Origin of the sequence: Streptococcus sp. DAT741 (assembly GCF_009866825.1) — a bacterium.
GTDB lineage: Bacteria > Bacillota > Bacilli > Lactobacillales > Streptococcaceae > Streptococcus > Streptococcus ruminantium.
In genome coordinates, this window is record NZ_CP019557.1 from 1,238,186 (window position 1) to 1,260,383 (window position 22,198).

The window sequence follows — 22,198 nt, forward strand, 5'->3', positions numbered from 1 at the left end:
ACATATTTCCACATATATACCAAAAAAGCTCCCCATTTTGAGGCTTATTAAAAAATTGTGGTATAATGAACTGAGATATTAGAAAGGATTATGAGCTTTTATCGTGCGAAAACTAATTGACTCTGTCAAGCCCCATGTACAGACTCGGCTTGGCTTCATCCTTACTTTGTTAATCATTTATTGGCTAAAAACCTTATGGGCCTATTATGTTGACTTCAACTTAGATACACAAGGATTTTTTCAAAATCTTATTGCTATTATCAATCCTTTACCAATCGGCCTACTCTTACTTGGACTTGCTCTCTATATAAAAAATACTAAGCTCTTCTATGGGTTGGCGATTGGAATTTATACCCTCCTTTTTATCTGGTTATTTTCAAATGCCATCTATTTTCGAGAGTTCTCAGATTATATCTCCATCTCTACCATGATGGCAACATCTAGCGTATCAGCAGGACTCGGTGAAGCAGCCATTAAGCTATTTAGATTGTGGGACATCATCTACTTTATTGATTTTATCGTCTTTGCTACCCTACTTTATCGAAAATCAATCCAATGGGATCAAAGAAGATTTCATCAAAAATCTAGTTTTGCTATTACTGCATTTTCTGTACTATTTTTCTCCATCAATCTATTTTTAGCGGAAATTGATCGTCCAGAATTGCTTACGCGTGGATTCTCCAATACTTATATTGTCAGGGCACTCGGATTACCTGCCTTCCTCGGCTACAATGCCAATCAGACATATAACACTCACAGGGATCGATCCGGTGCAACAGCTACTGCTCTTCCCCCTATCAAACAATATGTCGCGGAACACTATGCTCAACCGAATGATCAATATTTTGGAATTGCCAAGGGGCGGAATGTCATCTATCTCCACCTTGAAAGCTTACAACAATTTGTAATTGACTATAAGTTAAATGTTAATGGTGTAGAACATGAAGTAACTCCTTTCCTTAACTCCCTCTATCATTCTAACTCAACTCTTGCCTTTTCCAACTTCTTTAATCAAGTCAAGGCTGGAAAAACCTCAGACTCTGAGACAATGCTTGAAACCTCTCTCTTCGGGCTTAATCAGGGTTCCTTTATGGTTCAATACGGCGGAAGCAATACCCAGCAAGCAGCACCTTATATCTTATCAAAGAATGGAGGCTACACATCTGCTGTCTTTCACGGAAATGCGGCAAGCTTTTGGAATAGAAACAATACTTACAAACAATGGGGGTATAATTACTTCTTTGACCAGTCTTATTTTTCAAAAACTACTGCAGACAATTCATTCCAGTATGGTTTGAACGATAAAATCATGTTTGCAGATTCCATTCAGTATCTTGAACGCTTGCAGCAGCCGTTCTATACAAAATTTATCACTGTTTCCAACCACTATCCCTACACAACCAGCTTGACTGGAGATGAGATTGGCTTTCCACTAGCTAATACAAAGGACGAAACCATCAATGGTTACTTTGCAACAGCCAACTATCTAGATGCTTCCATCAAAGCATTCTTCGATTATTTAAAAGCAACTGGTTTGTATGAAAATTCTATCATCATCCTTTATGGCGATCACTACGGAATTTCTAATTCACGCAATCCAGATTTAGCACCACTAATTGGAAAAGACTCCCAAACCTGGTCAGACTTTGATAACGCTATGATGCAGCGTGTCCCATATATGATTGTTATTCCTGGGATGACAAATGGTGGTATTTTCAATACTTACAGCGGTGAAATAGATGCTCTCCCTACCCTCGAACATCTACTAGGTATTAAAGCAAATCATTTCCTTCAAGTTGGTCAAGACATACTTTCTAACCAGCACAACCAAATTGTAGCCCTAAGAACTGCGGGAAGCTTTATTACTCCTAAATACACTAGCTATGAAAGAAAACTCTATTATACTGAGACCGGACAAGAAATTACAAATCCGGATGAAACAACTCAAAAAGAAATCGATCATATCAAAGAAACAGTTGCAGCTCAATTAGCCGCTAGCGATGCTATTCAGACTGGTGATCTCATACGCTTTTTTGATAATGGTTTACCAGCTTTAGATATTAACCAATATAGCTACATAGACTCACTGGCTGCTGAAATTGCCATTGAAAATAAACTCGGTAAAAACTCGACCAGTCTTTATAGCAAAAACGGGAATAAATCTACTGTTGATTTGTTTAAAGCACCAAGCTATGCCGAGCTTTACAATAAGAATGGCTCAGTAAATACCGAAACAAATACGACAACTAGCACATCATCTGAATAAAAGAAACTAGGTTAATTCCTCTTGTTAGAATTTAGAACAAAAGTCAGACTCACCATACATTTAGTAGTCTGAATGAAAAGCTCCACATAAAATAAGGAGTTAAAAAGCTGAATATTTAAAAGGCATGATTCCCTCGGAATGTAGAGGGGCATGCCTTTTAATATGTCGCGATTTATCGTAGTTATACCAGTTACGATATATTCGATAATTTGATAGATGAGGCTCCCTTCTTTGAACGAGAGTAAACTCAGTGACTCATTCTTCAAATGAGAGAAAAAGTTTTATCATAACATGTCGTAGTTAAGGGGAGCCAATACTTCACCTGCTTTATCACCATAAGCTCTCGGAATTCTTGCATCATAAAATATCTGCAAAGTATCAAATTCTCCTCGTAATTTAGCATCACTCCAAATAGGTGAAATTTGATAAGCATCTTGCACTTGTCTCGCTGAATCAAATTTTGTAAATCCTACATAGCTACCGGGAGCTTGCATTGATTCCATTGTTTGCTTTGCATATTTAGAATCCATATATCTATAGCCAGTAGCTGGAAGGGTTGTTCCATCAGGTGCTACACAAAAATCTGTCTTGGGCGTGCTTTTATCGGGCCTAGAGACTTGTTGGACAGGGAGCGCATCCTTTTGTGAAGACACATCCCCCTTCTGTCCTTTAACAGTCTTGCTGGAGACACCTTCTGTTATGGCATTGATCGCTAGGTTTGTTCCAATGCTGGCTGGACTGATGTTGCCACCTTGGGCCGCATCCACAACAGTATCCACTGCGGTTTCAATGACAGTATCTGCTGCTTGGCGGCCCAGTGCATTCCCAATGCCTGAGGTAGCTCCTCCGAGTATACTGCTGCCTACATCCTTCACGATACTACCGGCTTGTTTACCTGAAAGAACGCCTGTGGTAAAGGCATAGGAGTACCATTACCTTTTTTTATAGTAACCTACTTATGTTCTTTACGCTTATTTATATATGTCAAATCTATCAATCGAACACTCTACCCAGTCCCCTGAAACAATATCTCCAGGTAATGGTCCGTCCAATTCTAAGACATAATCGAAGCATTGTATTAGTGGAATATCCCTATCTAATACTTGACCAACTACATAATGTTCAAAATTCCCAAGATATCCTAAGGAATAGGAATGTTCATCACTTCTAATTATCTCAGAACCTCCCATTCCCAAAATAACATTAAGTTTTTTCGCAATAATATCCAATGGTTCTGCATCAGTAAAACAGACCAACTTCTTATTATGACTATCCACCAAGGTAATTTCTCCCTCGTAACTTGCTTCATCAAGCCAGTTAACGTTGTGTATTTTTATCATATATCTCCTCCTACTCTAAGGTTTAATTCCTAAACTAGAATCCCATTCATACATTTTCTTAACGTTTTTTATATGATAGGTTGTTATTTCCCCAGTAACCCTATCAAGACCAACAACTGCATACTTTGTACTGCCTTGTCCATTCCCATCCTTACTGAAACCGATGTACTTATAATAAGCATTATTTTTAGAAGAGTACTCACCAGTTTGTATAACGTAATTTGCATCATCCAAATACTGCTCAATGGTATAAGTAGACTTATTCAGTGCATTCGCAACTTGCTGTCCGTGTTTATTATAATGATTCTCTAACTCGCCAGGTTTAAACGTCTTCTGACTACTACTTCCCCACTTCGCTCCATTACCTGTCGGTACACTTGAACTATACTTAGAATATTGGTAACCCGCAAAAGCTGCTGCACCAGCCTGCACGATTGGAATCAGTGGGACAAATGGCGCTATTTTCTTCTCTAAGTCAGTAGCTGGAGTACCATCAGGTCGTAGACCAGTTTCCGCAATGGTTTTATAGAGATTTAGATAGTGGTATTTATTCATCTCCGCAGCTTTAGCGGCTATCTTGGCTTCTTCCTCAGCTTTGAGAATCTTGTATCTTTCAATAACTGCTCTATTTTCACCATTAGCTAGTGGATTGAAATAACCTGTACCTATATAGGTACTGTAGTTTCCAATCACACTGCTGTACTTAGCTTTCAAGTCAGCCATAGACATTGTATCTATCTTAGTCTTTTCCGCTACCGTTAAGCCATATTTGTTGGCTTCCTCAATTTTGTGGAAATCCGCAACCCTGATGTTGGTTTTATTAGTGGTAACGCTCTGCACCCAGCGCTCGGCTGTTGTACAGACATGCGTTATGGTTTCCTCTAGGGATTTGGTCCAGTTGCGCGCAATATTGGTGGCCTCTCTTGTCCTTGAGGCACCCCAGTCATAGACCGATTGTCCTATGGCCTTGGCTTGTTCCCAAGCATTGGAAACACTTCTTTGGGCTTGAGCCTGTTGCCATAAGGTCTGCTGGTAGCTGGTTCTAGGAGCGTTATGAGATGGCGTGTAGTTGTAGGAATAAATCTGGGTCTGTTGTTGGCGAACCTGATGAGCCCTATGCTCCGGTGTGGATGGAGCGTACAAGGTGCCATCTGTTGGGTTCATCAGAGGTTTCGGTTGGCTGTACCCCCTGACAGGGCGACCCCTACCGCCTTCCATCATGGCAAACGGTGAACCATAATGCCCACTCGGGTCGGTATAGTTTGCTGGGTTATTCTGCACATAGGTGTAGAGGTTGTGACTGAGTGGGTCTGTCCGACTGCCCTGATAACTGTCCGCTGTCAGGAAAGTCCCCGTCTGACTATCGTAGTATCTGGCCCTTAGGTAATCCAAGCCCGTGACATCCCTAGCCTCACCATTGTAGGCGAACGGTTGCCCAGTCTGATCGGTGGTCTGCTTGGTGGCACCATAGAGACCATAGCTGCTGGAAGCGACTGCCTCCCCGTGCTCAGTCAGACCAGTCACAGAGCCAGATTGATTGGTTAGGTAGAAATAGCTCTTGCCTGTACTTTCATTCCTATAGTTGCTTCTTTCCCTACCATAGGTATAGGTCTCCCGCTTCTTGAGTTGTGCATCATAGGTCTGGAGGACCTGTGTGTGCTGGCGGTTGACATCATTGACATAGTTTCGAGTCTCGTAGTAGTGATAAGTGTCTTTCTTGGTCGTGTAAGGAATCAGAACCTCTTGGACCTCGCTTGAGTAGACCACTGGAGACTCTCCCGGCAGATGGTCTGCACTCGGTGGATGAACTACTAAACCTTCCTTGCTTGCCCGATCCTTTGCCACCTTCTGATGATAGGCGTTCGATACCGTATCGAAAGTCGCAATCCAGTCATAGCCCTCGCTAGTCGCAAAGCTAGAGAAGAACTGGATGACATTTTGTGTGAAACCATACCAGAAGAGACTGTGCTCTTTCCCGCTTGATGTGGTATATGGAGACTTACGCTTCTTATCCGCAGGCTTACGCTTGAAAAGTTGGTAGTGATGGGTCGCCTGTGTTCGACTAGCAGTGAAGACACGATTATGATCTCCATCATAGAGAGCCGCAAAGAGGAGACCTTCCTTATCCTTGACCGCAAGGAGACGATTCTCCGTATCGTAGATGTAGTTCAGCTTGGCATCCCCTTCGCCAGAAGCTGTGCGGTTGCCATTTTTATCATACTGATAGGTAGTGGTCTTATCTCCCGTCTTCATTTCAAGCAGACGATTATTGGCATCATAAGTATAGCTCGTCCTAGTTGACTTGCCCTCTACTTCCTCTGTGCTCGTCAGCTTGTTTCCTGCTTGGTCGTAGGTGTAGCTGAACTTACTTAACTCCTTACCAGCCTTGTTTGAAATCATCATGGTGGAGATTTGCCCCAAACTGTCGTAGCTATAGGCTTGAATGAGTGTTTCCCCATCCTGTGTGATGGTCTCCTTGGCGATATAATTACCATCATCATACTCGTAAGCATAGCTGGAGATGACCTTATGCTTCTTATCCCGATGGATCATTTCCTTCACCCGATGTGCCGCATCGTAGGTCAACTTGCTAGTCGTCCCATCTCCACGCTCTATCTTGACCATGTCCCCAGACTTATCATAGGTGTAGGTGGTGACGTTGCCATCACGATTGGTAACCTTAGTCAAACGATCAAGAGCATCATAACTGTAAGTTACCTCACTACCATCTGGATAGGTTAGTTTAGTAACATTACCATAGTCGTCGTAGGTGTAGGCAATGAGGCTGCCATCTCCCTGACGAACTCCTATCAACTCGCCCTCTTCATTATAAGCGTATCTAGTCTGACCCGTCAAGTCGCTCATAGCTACTCTGCGACCATCCGCATCATAGGCATAGAGAACCTGACCTTCCGACTTGACAGATGTCTTTTTGGTTAGGAGTTGGTCTAGCTTATTATAATCATAACGGATAGTCTGTCCATCCGCTTTCTTGACTTGAGAGAGTTGATTATTGAGGTCATAGGTGTAGCTTTCAACATCTCCCAACGCTGTCATCTTCTTGATAACATTGCCTAATTGGTCGTAGCTGTATTTGGTCACTTGACCATTGCCATTGGTAACAGAGGTAAGGTTGCCCACACTGTCGTAGGTATAGCTACTCGTTGAGGCCTTATCTCCACTTCCCTTGGTCGCTGTCAAGAGCTGGTCTTTCAGGTCATAGGTATAGCTAGAGATGCGTTTGCTTCCGGATAGAACACTGGTCAAGTTGCCATTGCCATCGTAAGACAGGCTGCTGCTTGCTCCTGTCGGGCTTGTGACCTTAGTCAGACGATTATCCTTATCATAGCTGTAGAGAGTGGTTTTCCCTCCCGTATCAGTTTCAGCTATCAAGCGATTGCCTACATCATAGCTACGCTTACTCACTTGTCCCAAAGCATTGACGACTTCCTGCAAGTTACCGTTTGGATCGTAGGTATAGGTTTCCTTCTGTTTGCCATTGATAGTACGTTTGGTCACTTGACCTACAGGGTCATAGCTTTGTTCCGTCTCACGACCTGTCGGTGTTGTGATGGTCTTGAGTTGGTCCAACTTAGTATAGGATAGGCTAGTCTTAGCACCACTTGGTGCAGTAATGCTTGCTAGATTCCCAGAAGCATCATAGCTATACTTCGTTTCAAGGTCCAGTGTATTCTTTTCAGATAGCAGACGACCAGCTATATCATAGGTGTATTTAGTCGTTCTGTTTGACTGGTCAGCCTCTGTGATGAGGTTACCTGAAACATCATAAGTATAAGACCTAGAAAGTCCTTGTGGAGCGGTCTGCTTCTCCAAACGACCAAGAGCATCATAGGCATAGCTAAATGTGGCTTGATTGGATAGAGTACGACGAGTCGCACGGCCATAGAGGTCATTGACATAGGTTGTCACTCCACCGTTTGGATCGGTCTCTGTGGCAATACTTCCTGTTTTATCATAGGTATAACTGGTTTTTCCACCTGTTGGCTTGGTCATACTAGCCAGACGATTGAGTGCATCGTAACTATAGATGGTGGTGTTACCCTCGCCTGTTGTTTCAGATAGACGATTACCCACTGCATCGTAAGTATGGGTTTGGCTGGCACCTGTTGGTGCAATTGTTTCTGTCAAGCGACCGAGTGGATCGTATTTCAATACCGTCTCTTGACCATTTGGATCCTTGTAAAGAATCAGATTTTCATTGGCATCATAACCGTAGGTAGTTTGATGCCCGTTGGCATCCGTTACACTTGCGACATGTCCCAACACATCGTATTCGTAACGAGTTTTGTGTCCTTCAGGATCTACCTTGGTGACAACACGGTTGAGCGGATCATAGGCGTAGCTGGTTGCCCGACCGAGATGGTCCACTGTCTTATTTAGATTACCGTTTTCATCATAATGATAGCTGGTCTTATGACCTTCTACATCTGTCTTTGTCACCAGATGACCGACCTCATCATAGGTATAGCTTTCGCTACGACCATCTGCATAGGTGACTGTAGTCAACTGATTATAAGCATCATAGGTTCTACTTGTCGTCTGACCGAGACTATTGGTCGTTGTGAGACGGTTACCTGCAGCATCATAAGTGTAGGTTTCATTTAAGGACTGGTTATCCTTAGCTGTAATAACACGGTTGGCAGCATCGTAACTATACTCGGTGATGAGTCCACTAGATTGACTTTGCTTCACCAAGCGGTCTAGGGCATCATATTCATTGAGGGTGCTTGTACCATCCGCTCGAATAATCTCTTTAACTTGAGCAGTCGGTGTATAGGTTAGCTGAGTCGCATGTCCATTTGGATTAATAACTTGCGTTACGTAGCCTAATTCATTGTACCGATAGACAGTCTTTCCTCCTAGAGCATCTGTTTTCTCTATCAAGCGCTCCATCTGATCGTAGGCAAAGTTGGTTGTGTGACCAAGGGCATCTACAACCTGTGCCACTTTATTCTGACCAGTATAACGGGAACTAGCGGTATAACCTGCAGCATCGGTCAAGCTATTCTGATTTCCATTGGCATCGTAGGTCATGTTTGTTGTTTGCCCGAGTGCATTTGTCGTACTGGTCAAACGGCCTGCGGCAGTATAGGCATAGCTGGTTTTAAGACCTTTGGCATCCACTCGTTCCAGAACATTACCCATGGCATCGTAGCTGTAAGAAATACTCGTTTGATCTGGATAGTGGATGGTCGTCACATTGCCAAGCGCATCATAAACATAGCTGGTCGTACGCTCTCCCAGACTTTCTGTGAGTTTATTGCCCACTGCATCATAGGTATAGGTTACTGTTTGACCGGCTTGGTCCGTATGGTTGAGGAGGCGTCCAAGTGAGTCATAGCTGCTAGAGGTGCTAGTGCCGATAGGGTACTTGGTACGAACCTGATTGCCCGCCTTATCATAGCTATAGGTGGTCACTTGACCAAGGGCATCTGTAACAGTCGCAATTTGGTTAACAGCTTCATCATAGGTGTAGGTTCTTGTCTGACCCGCTTCATTGGTTCGTGTCAAGACTCGCCCCAGCGCATCTCGACTGTAGGTCACGGTCTGTCCACCAGCATTCGTCTCTGTTAATAACCGTCCTCTACTGTCATAGCTATAGGTAGTCGTATGCCCTTCCGCATCCGTCTGGCTAAGGAGATTGCCCACCCCATCGTAGCTGTAACTATAATTACCTCCTTCACCATTATTGGCCGCAATCTTACGACCAAGCGCATCATAGCTAAAGGTACTGGTATTCCCATTACCTTCCGTCACAGTAATGACCTGCCCTGCTGGGTCAAAAGTCTGACTAGTACCAACACCATCCGCATCTTTTTCACTCAGTTTACGCCCTTCGGCATCGTAGGTAAAAGTAGTCACTCCACCACGTGGATTGGTAATGGTGGTGACTTGATTGTGAGCATTATAAGCAAGTGTGGTGACACCACCAGCTGAATTGGTCACTTTGACTAATTTAGCACCATCATAAGCTAGTTGAACCGTATTGCCACGAGCATCTTTTGTAGAAAGAATTCGTCCCTGCTCATCAACGGTATAGGCGATGGTTGAGCCATCTGCTAAAGTCGTAGAAAGAAGGTTGCCCTTATTATCGTAGGTATGACTAGTCGTATGCCCTGCAAAATCTGTGACAGAAAGGAGATGGTTGTTTCGATCATATGTAGAGGTCTTAACGGCACCATCAAAACGGGTCTCTGTGAGAATATTTCCTTGACTATCATAGGTGTAGCTAGTGGTTTGTCCCAACTCATTGGTTTTACTTGCCAAACGATTATTGCTATCATAAGTTTTTCTTACACTACTTCCATCCGGATAGGAAATCCCTTTTGTCCGATAAAATGTATCATAAGTATAAGTCGTCTGTTGCCCATTGGCATCAGTCGTCACTGTCTGTCCATCACTGTAAGAAAGGGTAGAAACTGCACCTGTGCCATCTGTTTGTTGGATTACACGGTTTTGATCATCATAGACATTCTCGACGATTTTGGTACCATTTGCATCATACCAGGCTGTCATGCGTCCCTTGTCATCATAATCGTAGCGAGTCTTAGCTCCTGCTGCATCTGTGTAGGCAATCAGATTACCGGCCTCATCATATTCATAGGCTAACGTTGCACCATTGGGTAACTGGATAGCTCCGATATAACCAGATTCATTCAGGATGATACCATATGTGATGCCTGTTGGAGATACAATCTTTCTTAGCTGTGCCTGTTCATTGTATTCTAGATCGGTTTTATTTCCTTTTTCATCAATCTGACGAATCAGTTGACCATGGAAATTAAAGATTTTTTCTTTCTGGTTGCTATCTTTGATATGGTATTCCTTGACTGCATATTCTTCCTCGCCATTGCCAAAATCAGCTTTTTTAGTTTCTAACTCTTTGACAGTCAGGGTCAAATCATATCCTTCTGGAGCCTTGTATGTATCACCTTCTTTAGTGAATATCAGGATTGAACCATCCATGCGTGTATAGTAAAGATTACCTTCCTCATCAAGGGATAGCTGTTCGTTGAAGGCAAAAGACCAGCCACGACCAAAGAGGGTATTCATTCCTGCGGCTTTGGAGTTATAATGACGAATAATGGCAAAATCTCCACCTAGGTCAGAAATAGCTACATCTGTCCGCTCTAGGAAAAAGTTCCCCGTATTGAGGTTAATCGGTTCAAAACCAAACTCACAGTGCAGTCCCCGTCCCATCAAAAGCATATCTACATCAGCCTTTGTCTTATCATTTAGGGCAGGCGGGTTGTAGGGAGTCTTAGCATTTTGCTTAGGATTACGGATAAAGAGGGTATTATTTTTAACCAGCAACATATCTTGAATCCGATTGTCAAAGGCAATCTGATTGAGAGAAACTCCGTAGTAGCTCGCTATCTTGGGCAAGGTATCATATTGAGTGACCTTGTAAATAATGAAAGAATCACTAGTTTTTTTCCCGCTAGTTTGTCCCTCCTTCTGACTTTCTGCATCAATAGTATACAAAGTATTGAGATCTGGCTCTGTAAAAGGTACCAAGGTCTGCCAGTTTGATAACTTATCTTTGTACTGAGTGGTTCCTTTTTCAAAAGCGGAGATAAAAGAGCTGGTATCAGGATACTTATACGAGAAACTAGCTGTACTCTGGCCACTATAATTCTTAGCAGGATCGCTCAATTGGTAACTAACTTGTGCTGCAGGACTAGTCAGACCATCCGCAAGGACTCCTTGAAACTGGAGCTTCCCAGACCTATCTGTTTTGACCATCGTTCGCAGGTTAATTGTCGTATCACCGATAGCATAATGAACATCTGCTGGATCGGGTACTGACCAATGAATCGTCAAACTTGGAGCCTTGTCAGAGGTAAAACCAATCTGTCCCGCATTGGAGGCAGTTGCTTCTGTCGTATAAAAAGCACCACCATCTGCATCTTCATCTGTAGCTGCAACGACCAAACCATAGTTAGGATAGAGTCCCTGTACCCATCCGTTAACCGCATCGCGAATATCAAAGTTGTGCATCCCCACTTTTTTAGTTGAAATAGCATTCTCGCCCGCAATTTCTCGACCTAGATTAACAGAAGAATTCCATGTCACTGTATTGATATCGAAGTCTTCTGTCATACGATAGGCACCAAATTGCGTTCCTTGATTTCCTGGAGCCGTGTACTCATAGAGATTTAGTGTAGCACTATCAATCTTAGCTTCTGATGGAATATGTTGTTTAAAGTCATAGTTTACTTTAAAATACATCCGACTACGGCCGATATCTTTGACATAAGGTACACCTGTCATCCCCATCAAGTCGACCGTCATATATCCTACATACCCATAGGCCAGACCTTGGTATTGACCATGAACAGTACTAGTAACAGAGTCAAGAATGTTTTCACGAGGAACTGTGATAGTCGGATCAATTCGTACAGGGTATTGACGAGCACTGTCTGCCAACCACTCTTTTCCAGCAACGACAGTAATCTGATAGCGTCCCTCTTTTTTTACTAATTCCAGTTTCAAATCTTGACTAGTCTCACCAGCCGCATCTACCATCATAGGTGCAGTCAGAACAAAAAGGATATCTTTTTTCCCCCTTTGACGAACCAAGACTTGATTGACTTCCAGAGACACATCATAGTCTCCCGCATCTAAAATATAGGTGAATCGGTTCTTTTCTTCCCATTTGGCGAGAACAATTTCTTCCTTGACCCCATTTGATTGGACAGTATACTGAACATCTGTTGTCCCATCAACATTATTGTAAAGGATAGCATTATCCTGCACAGTTGCATGTCCGTAAGTTTTATCCAAAGGGTAAATAGAAATCTTTTTCTCCTGACTGACCACATCAATCGGTGTTTCATTATTCACTTGAGAAGGTAAGACCACATTGACTGGGGATTCTTTTGGTAGGTAGTAGTGCTTCCCGTCTGCATGATAAGAGTAAAGACTCAAATCAATCGGAACCTCTTTCCCTTCGTGATCCAAGTAGGTCTTAGCCTGACTACCGATATGGGTCACAAAGCGAGTTTCATCCACCTTGTAGAGCTGTTCTCTCCCATTTTCGAGGATTGGAGCACCATACCGCTCACGCAGAGCCGCTTCTTCTGCACTCTGACTATCCTCACTAACTTTAGGCTGTTGGATGGCATCCCCTGCATCGTCCGCTGTTTCTTCCTGTTCTTGAGTCGTAGATGAAGGAGTTATCGTATTTTCATTACCAACTGTCGTCTTACGTGCTTCTTCCACCGACTCATTGTAATAAGCCTGGCGTTGCGAAGTTTCAACAATTTCCTGAATTTCCCTCGCATAGATTAGCGGGCTGTTAGTCAGCAGGAGGGTTGATAGCATCAGCCAACTAACTAGTTTTCTTATCTTTTTCATATTCATCATCCTATTATTTTCCAATTAAACGATATGCCGTTCCCAAGACAATTACAGTATCAACAGCACGCAACAGCAAGCCCGAAATGCTTGGTAAAATCAAACCTATACTAGTTGTGAAGATAAGTACTATTGATACAATAACCAGAATTCTCTGAAAGTTCTCCTCCTTCCAAGACAAGCTGGTTCCTTGATAGAAGCGATACAAAATAAACAACACAGTTACTTTCACCAGCGACTGAAACACACTAGTCACTAGCCAAACACCATTTTTTACATCTCGGTAGCTAAAGGAACTGTGATCATATATGAACTGCCCCAATCCACCAATCAGTAATCCTCCCAGAATGGCTACAGCGAATATCAAAATCAAGGTCTTAACAACACGATTGTCTTGATTATACTGCTTTATGAACCAAAGAGCTAATCTACCTATAATAAACAAAGCCACCCCTGATAAAAAAAGACCCACAATTCCGATTCCTAAAAGAAAGGGAATATTCTCAGACCAAGGTTTCAATAGACCGATTCTCATCAGCTCTTGACCTATCCCCAAACTGATAAAGCCAAACACAAACTCAGAAAATCGCCTACGTTTTCTAAAAATCTCCATATCAACTCTCTCCTTTTCTGATAGCATGGACAACAAAACGCATACCGTCATTTGCTGCATCACAAGTAGACAAAATCAATAGCCTATCCTCCGCAGCATCAAAAGGAACCGAACGATAAAAACCACCATATTCTCTTGATCTTGTCTCTAAATGAGAAACATAGGTTGCAACCTGTCTTGAATCACTCAGTCCATAGGTATGGTATAAATGATCATCTGTAAAAGAGTAGGCCGCAATAATTTGGTAAGAATAGGTTTTATCTTTTGTTATGATGGTCACTGTTTGAAATTCTTCAAATACAGAAATATCTGCAAAGTAATCCAAGCTTCCAAACATTGAATCATCCCTCATGGCGTGTCCATATAGAATAGTTGCCGGATCATCAAAACTCCTATTATTGACCTTCTCAGTGAAAATCGCACCGTAATTCGTCTCGTTGCCCTTTTCATCATGAGTCAGATAATACCGATCATCTGTCGGGTGTTGCAGGACAGGGTAGTTGATTTTCGTACCATCCACTCTAATCCAAGCATAGACATCCGAGTTTTGATGAAAACTTTGTTTCATCTGTTGTATCTGTCTTCGTATCTCTTCTGTCTTCTCCAAATGTAGCACTCCATGAGACAAGAGGAAAATCATACCACCAACTAAGGCTACACCCAGTAGCTGTCTAAAGTTCTTCAATTCAGTCTCCTTTTCTCTAATATTTTACCATAATCTTAATAGGAATAATAGCTTTTTACAAAAATTTATTTGGGAATTTCCTATAACAGTTAATGGACGAAAAAACGATAGTAACTTTAATGGAGATTCCCTACGTTCTAGATTGGTTACTCATTAGATACTATCCCTTCTGACTTTCAACTACTCTTTGGATACTTTTAAAATTTTCTATCAATAGGCTGAAATAGCTATTTTTCTATTGTTTTAATAAAACAAAAAAAGGAACCGATGACCAGTTCCTTTGCTACCTATGCCTTCTTGTCTTTTAGACATGGCTCTTCAATTTTTACTTACCTAATTTTGCTTTTGCTGCATCAGCAAGAGCTGTAAACGCTGCTGCGTCATTTACTGCTAAGTCAGCAAGCATTTTACGGTTTACTTCAATTTCTGCCAACTTCAAACCATGCATCAATTGTGAGTATGACAAGCCATTCATACGAGCAGCCGCATTGATACGAGTAATCCACAATTTACGGAAATCACGTTTCTTCTGACGACGGTCACGGTATGCATAGTAATAAGAGTTCATTACTTGTTCTTTCGCAGTACGGAACAAGAGATGTTTAGCTCCATAGTAACCTTTAGCTAATTTTAAAATACGTTTACGGCGTTTACGAGAAACAACGCCACCTTTAACACGTGCCATTTAATTTTCCTCCAAATAATAATCTAAATTCTAGTAGTCAGCTTATCTCAAACCTGTAAGCATTGATTTGATACGCTTAAAGTCACCTGCATGTACCATACCTGCTTTACGAAGGTGACGACGTTGTTTCTTAGTTTTACCATGGAAACGGTGTGAAGTATAAGCGCGGAAGCGTTTCAATCCACCAGAACCTGTACGTTTGAAACGTTTAGCTGATGCGCGGTGAGTTTTTTGTTTTGGCATGTTAATTCTCCTTTTGCTTAAAAAGCTTATTTTTTATCTGAAGCTGGGGCCAACTGCATAAACATTTGACGTCCGTCCATCTTAGCACGTTGTTCAATAATAGCAATATCTTGGGTTGCTTCGGCGAACTCAGCTAATACTTTCGCTCCAACTTCTTTATGGGTAATCATACGACCTTTAAAACGGATCGAAACCTTGACTTTATTTCCTTTTTCTAGGAACTTACGGGCATTGCGAAGCTTCGTATCAAAATCCCCTTTGTCAATCGTTGGACTTAGACGCACTTCTTTTACAGTGACAACACTTTGTTTTTTGCGTTGTTCTTTCTGTTTTTTCTGATATTCAAACTTGAACTTACCGTAGTCCATAATTTTTGCAACTGGCGGTTTAGCTTGTGGTTGAATCAATACTAAATCCACGTTTGCATTATCAGCAATGGCTTGAGCCTCATTGAGTGGTTTGATTCCCAACTGTTCACCCTCAAGACCGATAAGACGAACTTCACGCACTCGAATTTCATCATTGATGAACAAATCTTGCTTTGCTATGGCTTTTCACCTCATTTTATATTTTTCGAGAAAAACGAAACGGACTTGCTAAACAAGTCCGCACTACACCATTATTATTTCCGAAGAAATCTTAATCCGTAGAGCCAGACAACGTTAGTCGCAAGGCGAGAAGCTCTCACTTCTGCTTTTCTCAATACGACTATTTTATCACTTATCCGACTGCCTGTCAAGAATTTCTTTCGCTTTTTCTGTAATAAATTGAACAACTTCCTCAATTGATACACCTGTGGTGTCAAAAGTAATAGCGTCATCTGCTGCTTTTAAGGGGGAAACTGCTCGATTTGAATCCTTAAAATCACGAGCCGCAATCTCTTCTTTCAAGATTGCCAAATCAGTCTCAATCCCCCGCTCCATATTTTCCTTAAAGCGACGGCGAGCGCGTTCTTCTACAGAAGCAATGAGAAAGATTTTCAGCTCTGCCTGAGGTAATACCACAGTACCAATATCGCGACCGTCCATAACAATACCGCCACCCTCAGCAATTTTCTGCTGCAAACGCACCAATTCCTCCCTCACTAGAGGTAGAGCTGCTACTGCTGATACATTATTGCTCACCTGATTATCCCGAATAGGAAATGTTACATCCGTCTCCCCAACAAAGACCAGTTGTTGACCATTCTCATCTCTTCCGAAGCGAATGGGGTACTGGGTAAGTAGCTGAACAATCCTCTCTTGATCTGTGACATCAATACCATGCGTCAAGGCAAGGTAGGTAGCCGAACGATACATGGCTCCTGTATCTAAGTAAGTATAACCAAAATCTTTGGCTATCATCTTAGCAACGGTTGACTTACCACTTGAAGCCGGACCGTCAATTGCGATTTGAATTGATTTCATAACTCCTCTATCTAATACGAACTACATCACCAGGATGGGCAAGCCAAGAACCTGTCGTCATTTTTTCTGGATTCAGTCGTTCTAATTCGGCGATTGAAATGCCACCACGACTCGCTATCTGCCCAACCCCTTCTCCTGGTTGAACAGTTAGAGTAGACCCATCAGCAGCCTCAGCAACCTTAGAACTTGATTCTGTCGTCTCTGCCCCTGATGCCTCCGTAGAGCTAGACTCTGTCGTCTCTGCAATAGTTGATGAACTATTTGAAACGACCGCAGTGGTACTCGGATTATAAAATTCTTTTGTAGAATCCGTTCTACTACCACCTACAGATAGATAAAACGCAGTGACACCAATAATTAGCACAATGACAAAGAAAATGATTGCCAAGGTTGTAAAGACACTTGTGCTTGCCATTCCCTTACTCAAACGTTCTCTACGACTAAGAGATTCTGTGTGATAAACTTCTTCATTCCATGGCTCTTGTGACATTATCGGGAAAACTCCTTGTATTTTTATTAAAATATGATTACAATACTAAGTATGAAAATAAAACTTATTCCTGAGCGTTGCATTGCCTGCGGGCTTTGCCAAACCTATTCATCTATTTTCGATTACGATGATGAAGGCATTGTTGTCTTTTCAGACGATACAAATCTGGAAAAAATGGTTGAACCGACTCCAGAGATTCTTGCTGCCATCAAATCATGTCCTACAAAAGCCATTTTATCAGATTGATTTGGCTTTTTTTGTATAATATTCTTCAAAATAATCCAGTTTTATCAGGTGATCGACCAATTCAATTTCACCTTTGAAGTGACTATGAACAACCAAATGGTTCACAAAATACTTTTTCGGCCACTTGCGCATATAGTACACCTGACCGTTTGGTATTTCTTTAGAGAATATGCGAATCGCCAAATAAGTGACCTCTACTCGAGTTATGCTGGCAATTTCAATCTCCTGGACAGAAAATGGATTAGCCGAAACAATTCGTAAATGCTCTTCTCTTAACTCAAAGTAACGATGTAAGCCCAGTATGATCAAAATAAGGGAAAGGGCAACCAAAAAAATAAATAGTCTTGATATTCTTAATCGCTCCAGTAACAATATCATACCAACAAAAAGAGGGGTGAAGGCGAGTGACCAGTAAATAATAGCCCAAGATAACTCCGGCTGCCAATGGTAACGGATTTTACCGAAAATTTTAATCATGTCCAACCTCCACCTACTATTCTAGCATAAATAAAGAGATTTTCCTATGAAAACCTCCCCCTTTTGAATGTTTATTGCATTCACATGTCAGTTCAATTATGATGATAGAATAATTTAAATATACTCGTTACAAATCGCTAAAAATTAAGGAAAAAGAATCGATTTACCATTCTGTTCTGTCTTAACCATAATATATATCTTGAGATTTTTATACTAATTTTCGAGACAGACCAATAATAAGTCCTCTACTTTTTGTTAATAGCAATAAATTGAATAAGCTCCTTCAATTTAATTTCAAGTTTAGCCTGTTTTAAAGTCATACGATACTGATTGACAATCAACAAGAAAATAATTGCTAGAAATACAAAATTTGCAGGAGATTCAATACCTATCCAATCTGATAATTGACTAATTGCATTTGGCAAAAACGCAAAGACAAGTAAAACACCTGAGAAAAAAAACCAAAAAATACTATCCTCTATTTGAATCCTTGACTTGCGAATATTCATTAAAATAAAAGCTGAAGTAGACATAGCTGTCACAATAAGTAAAAATTGAAATTGGATAGCCATTATTTCCTCCTAAAGTTTTGAATCAATAAAATAGATGTAAACATATGTACCATATATTTTATAGAACGGGATAACGTCAAGTAAGATTGTCCAGCCTGTCTCTCCAGCATCTTAACTTGCACTTCTCTTATTTTATATCCTTGACGAATCAAGAAAGAAATAGTATCTGGTTCGGGTGTATAATTGACATTCAATGCAAAATCCCTGATAAGTTCCTTGTTAAACATCCTCATACCAGATGTGGGATCCGTAATTTTTTGACCAGTAGTTAGCCTGATAGACCAGCTAATTAAGCTATTACCTAACATTCTCAAAGAATAATTTTTAGGAGCAGATACGAAACGTGAGCCGATGACACAGTCATGTCCTTTTTTGATTTCCGTAACCAAATCACCAATATACTCTGGTAAATGCTGACCATCTCCATCAAATTGTATCGCCTGATTATAATTCATTTTATATGCGTATTTAAAACCAGTCTGAACAGCTCCTGTCAAACCAAGATTAACAGGAAGATCAATGATATTGAAGCCATTCCCATGACAAATTTCTGATGTACGATCTTTTGAACCATCGTTAATAACTACATAATCAAATTCAGGAAAATTGCTCTCCAGATTATTTACAACAGCCTCAATTGATCCTTCTTCATTATAAGCTGGAATAATAATCAACGTATCTGATTTCTTTTTAAACATATCTTCCCCTAACCATTTGATTCTTGACTTTTTTCATAAAAGTGAATAAGAATTCTTACCATAAATTCTGGCCAAAACAAACGATACATTTCCGTATCTTCTTTTGTCCGAACATTATCACGAATAGTATTAGATGTTTCTGATTCTTGATGAATACGGTGATACATCAGTTTTTCAGAAATATATCCAAAACTTCCCTTGTAATGCGTACTGATGTCATACCAAGCATACCAATCTAAGTTTGTTCTCATCTGTGTTTCAAATTGAAAACCAGATAATTTCTCCATATCATAGGTTACAGCAGGACAGCAGATGGCATTTCCAAAAGCTAATATGCGATTTCTCCAAAATCTCCAATTTGGGAATAAAGCTAGCGCTTGCAACATCAGCGTTTTAATCTTCAAATTGGTATTAGCTGGAACTTCCTGATTATCACGGTATTCTGCATAGTCTGAGTAAACTATTGTATTATTGGAATGACGAGAAAATTCTGCAAGGACTTGTTCAGCATAATTCTCTTTATAGAGGTCATCCTGATGTGCAATGGTTACATATCGACTACTGGCAAACGATAATGCATAGTTCCAATCTTCTCCAATCCCTCCACCACTACTTGTATGGTAAGGAATAGCATATTGCTTGCATAGCTGCTCAATATGTTTACTTGGTGTGGAAGTATACAGGATGATTTCTGATCTTACCGTCTGATTTTTCAAGGAAACAATACATTCTTTCAGGTATGGACTATCTCCATATGCGCAAATCACAAAAGTGTGATTGGTTTTCATAATTTTTTCTCCGATTTGAATACTTCTTTTGTGCTTCAAATGTTAATTTTATCAACAATCAAATAATATTACAATTCATTTTTTAGCGATTTCTTAATAAATACATAAATGCCGATACTTAGCAAAAAATATACCAGCATAGCTAGAGCAAAACTAATTGAAGCTCCTAGAATAGAGTAATGCTCAATAAAGGGAGTAGTAATTACTTTTGAAATAATAAAAGTTAAAATTGTCACTACTAGTAAATAGGACTGTTTTCTATGAATCGTCAGCAAATTATCTACCAATACTGAGTATACATTCAAGCCACCTCCAATGAGCAAGATCATAAATGGCAACTTATACTGTCCTAGTTCAACACCAAATACAATGCCTAACACAGGAAGGCCCAAAATGTAGCCTCCCAAGAGTACCACTAAATGAAATAGGGTCAACAATAAAAACAATTTCTTGACTTGTTTTTGATAGGATACTATTTCTCTCTTGTGCCAAAAGACAGATAGTTCAGTGAGCATAGGACGTAGAATATATACCAACAAACTCAATACAAAAGATGGCATAAAAATAATATTAAAGTCCCTCTGCAAACCTGCAAAATTGCCATTATTCTGTAAAACTGAAGAAATGACAAATTTAGGTTCAGAATAGATATAATTTACTAAAAACGCATTTATAAAAATTGGAAAACAATTGAACAATATGTCCATTACTGATTTAATATTCCGTATTGAAGTAAAAAGAGTATCTTCTGAAAAATATTTCTTCAAATAGTGTATATCTTGAATGATAAATAACAAAAAATTTACCAGAAGCATTGCAGAAACAGAAATATTTAGAGATTTGAACAACACAAGAGAAATGCTAAAAAATAGTATGGTACTTAAACTATGACCGAATAATACTTTTCCTGCTAAATCTGATCGATTATGTTGTTGAAAAAATCCCTGAAAAACATCCGAAAGCGCATCAAAACTTCTATGAAATGTTAAAAAAACTATTGGTAAAGTATAATCACTTGAAACTTTATTAAAATTTAAGTAAAAGCATAGACATATCATCATGCAGACGATAGTAAGTAATCTAGAAATAAAGTACTCTGAAAAATTATTCTTTTCAAGTATATCCGTTGATTGATACTGCCTTACACCAAATAATCCTACAACATACAATTGTTGCGCCACAGTAAAAGAAAAACTAAAAGTATCAGCAACAGCTGGAGAAGTCAGTCTACTCGCAACCATCAACAAGACAACAGATACCAAGGTCGCAAAGACTGTTCCAATAGTATTCCAAATTATCCCTACTTTTCCAATATTTCTGCTTTGCATCATTTATTCACCTTTACAATACAATTTTGAAAAGATAGGAAGAAGTTTAATTTTGTCTAGTAAATAAAACATAGAGACAATAAATCTATTTTTAAAACTCTCACCTTGGATAACTTTAGAAAAGAACATGCTTTTATACGCCATCTCACTATCCAAATAGTTCTTACCATTTTTAAACTGACGCATAAATTCCTCAGGTTTTGCCTTACTTCCAGAAAACAGCATGTACCATACCAAGTATCTATAAAGATAGTACTCTATCCTTCCCTTATCAAAGTCTCCGCTTTTAGATTTAATTTCCCTCATGACAACTCTCAAATCCAAATCCTCAGACAACCCGCGTTGATGAGTATTAGAGACACTAGCCTCATTATAATACCAGAAGTAGCCAACATATGGGATTACCTTTATCTTATTTGTTTTTGAGTATGCCACAATACTAAAAACAACATCTTCTCCAAGACCATAATTGAAAAATGTAATGGCATTGCTTAACAAAAAACTTTTCCTGTAGATTCTTGCCCATGGAGCTACAATAATATATTTTGACCACTCCGTATTGCTCAATACTTCTGTATGCAAAATTTTTCCACTCGAATTGACTCTTTGATAGCCTCCTATAACAATGTCCAGATTATTTCTTGTTATCTCTTCAAAAAAAATCTCTATATAATCTTCTCTAAAGTAATCATCATTATCTACAAACATGACATATTCGGACTCAGCAAGGGTTATTCCTAAATTTCGTGTTTTAGCAACGCCACAATTTTCTTGATCAACTACCCGTATATTTGAATACTTTTTAGCCCAATTATTCAATATAGACAACGAATTGTCACTTGACCCATCATTGATAGCAATAATTTCAAAGTTTTTAACTGTTTGTTCCAGGAGGGAACTCAAACATTTTTCAATCGTTTTTTCTGCATTATATACGGGGATAACGACCGAAACCATAGGTTTTTCCATAAAATATAATA

18 protein-coding genes and 1 other annotated feature are annotated in these 22,198 nt (G+C 40.1%); of the genes, 2 read left to right on the top strand and 16 right to left on the bottom strand.

Annotation, left to right across the window (positions count from 1 at the left end; all coding sequences use genetic code 11):
- The first annotated feature begins 103 nt into the window (after positions 1-103).
- Positions 104-2,266 carry an LTA synthase family protein gene (locus BZG42_RS05920; protein WP_024533005.1) on the top strand — a complete coding sequence of 721 codons (2,163 nt, stop codon included), beginning with the start codon at positions 104-106 and terminating at the stop codon, positions 2,264-2,266.
- A 284-nt stretch (positions 2,267-2,550) separates the two neighbouring features.
- On the opposite strand, the gene BZG42_RS05925 is transcribed toward BZG42_RS05920, so the two are convergent.
- The 10 genes from BZG42_RS05925 to BZG42_RS05970 all read right to left on the bottom strand — a co-directional run bounded on the left by BZG42_RS05925 (position 2,551) and on the right by BZG42_RS05970 (position 17,109).
- A complete protein-coding gene (locus BZG42_RS05925; protein WP_155995436.1) occupies positions 2,551-3,141 on the bottom strand; it encodes a hypothetical protein in 591 nt (196 codons plus the stop codon).
- 96 nt (positions 3,142-3,237) lie between these two features.
- Positions 3,238-3,606, bottom strand: a complete 369-nt coding sequence (locus tag BZG42_RS05930; protein ID WP_155963599.1) for a hypothetical protein — start codon at positions 3,604-3,606, stop codon at positions 3,238-3,240.
- Positions 3,607-3,621: 15 nt separating this feature from the next.
- Positions 3,622-12,987, bottom strand: a complete 9,366-nt coding sequence (locus BZG42_RS05935) for a DNRLRE domain-containing protein (protein ID WP_155995434.1) — start codon at positions 12,985-12,987, stop codon at positions 3,622-3,624.
- A gap of 13 nt (positions 12,988-13,000) precedes the next feature.
- Entirely contained in the window at positions 13,001-13,600 is a 600-nt protein-coding gene (locus tag BZG42_RS05940; RefSeq protein WP_155962294.1) for a hypothetical protein, read from the bottom strand.
- Between the two features lies 1 nt (position 13,601).
- Positions 13,602-14,285 carry a class B sortase gene (locus BZG42_RS05945; RefSeq protein ID WP_155970789.1) on the bottom strand — a complete coding sequence of 228 codons (684 nt, stop codon included), beginning with the start codon at positions 14,283-14,285 and terminating at the stop codon, positions 13,602-13,604.
- A 325-nt stretch (positions 14,286-14,610) separates the two neighbouring features.
- The gene (gene rplT, locus BZG42_RS05950) at positions 14,611-14,970 is read right to left on the bottom strand and encodes a 50S ribosomal protein L20 (protein WP_024531755.1); all 360 of its coding nucleotides are present in this window, start codon (positions 14,968-14,970) and stop codon (positions 14,611-14,613) included.
- 42 nt (positions 14,971-15,012) lie between these two features.
- On the bottom strand, positions 15,013-15,213 hold the full coding sequence (gene rpmI / locus BZG42_RS05955) for a 50S ribosomal protein L35 (protein ID WP_024531754.1): 201 nt from the start codon (positions 15,211-15,213) through the stop codon (positions 15,013-15,015).
- A 26-nt stretch (positions 15,214-15,239) separates the two neighbouring features.
- A complete protein-coding gene (gene infC / locus BZG42_RS05960) occupies positions 15,240-15,746 on the bottom strand; it encodes a translation initiation factor IF-3 (RefSeq protein ID WP_024531753.1) in 507 nt (168 codons plus the stop codon).
- A 40-nt stretch (positions 15,747-15,786) separates the two neighbouring features.
- Positions 15,787-15,915: a sequence feature (ribosomal protein L20 leader region), on the bottom strand.
- A 14-nt stretch (positions 15,916-15,929) separates the two neighbouring features.
- On the bottom strand, positions 15,930-16,619 hold the full coding sequence (gene cmk, locus BZG42_RS05965; RefSeq protein ID WP_155970709.1) for a (d)CMP kinase: 690 nt from the start codon (positions 16,617-16,619) through the stop codon (positions 15,930-15,932).
- A gap of 7 nt (positions 16,620-16,626) precedes the next feature.
- Positions 16,627-17,109 (bottom strand): SAG1386/EF1546 family surface-associated protein, encoded by a 483-nt coding sequence (locus BZG42_RS05970; protein ID WP_120171850.1) that lies wholly within the window; start codon positions 17,107-17,109, stop codon positions 16,627-16,629.
- Positions 17,110-17,160: 51 nt separating this feature from the next.
- Between BZG42_RS05970 and BZG42_RS05975 the strand changes: the two genes are divergently transcribed.
- Positions 17,161-17,355, top strand: a complete 195-nt coding sequence (locus BZG42_RS05975; protein WP_024531750.1) for a ferredoxin — start codon at positions 17,161-17,163, stop codon at positions 17,353-17,355.
- Here BZG42_RS05975 and BZG42_RS05980 read toward each other — a convergent pair.
- From BZG42_RS05980 to BZG42_RS06005, 6 genes are all read right to left on the bottom strand, one after another.
- Positions 17,347-17,832, bottom strand: coding sequence for an EbsA family protein (locus BZG42_RS05980; protein ID WP_024531749.1), 486 nt, complete (start codon positions 17,830-17,832; stop codon positions 17,347-17,349). The genes BZG42_RS05975 and BZG42_RS05980 overlap by 9 nt on opposite strands.
- A 245-nt stretch (positions 17,833-18,077) precedes the next feature.
- Complete coding sequence (locus tag BZG42_RS05985; protein ID WP_029751293.1) at positions 18,078-18,404, bottom strand: DUF2304 domain-containing protein; 327 nt, start codon at positions 18,402-18,404, stop codon at positions 18,078-18,080.
- A complete protein-coding gene (locus tag BZG42_RS05990) occupies positions 18,404-19,102 on the bottom strand; it encodes a glycosyltransferase family 2 protein (protein ID WP_155995432.1) in 699 nt (232 codons plus the stop codon). Before BZG42_RS05990 ends, BZG42_RS05985 begins: the two co-directional genes overlap by 1 nt.
- Before the next feature lie 8 nt (positions 19,103-19,110).
- Positions 19,111-19,890, bottom strand: a complete 780-nt coding sequence (locus tag BZG42_RS05995; RefSeq protein ID WP_155995430.1) for a glycosyltransferase family A protein — start codon at positions 19,888-19,890, stop codon at positions 19,111-19,113.
- A gap of 68 nt (positions 19,891-19,958) precedes the next feature.
- Positions 19,959-21,221, bottom strand: coding sequence for a lipopolysaccharide biosynthesis protein (locus tag BZG42_RS06000; RefSeq protein ID WP_155995428.1), 1,263 nt, complete (start codon positions 21,219-21,221; stop codon positions 19,959-19,961).
- Entirely contained in the window at positions 21,222-22,187 is a 966-nt protein-coding gene (locus BZG42_RS06005; RefSeq protein ID WP_155995426.1) for a glycosyltransferase family 2 protein, read from the bottom strand.
- Between the last annotated feature and the right edge of the window lie 11 nt (positions 22,188-22,198).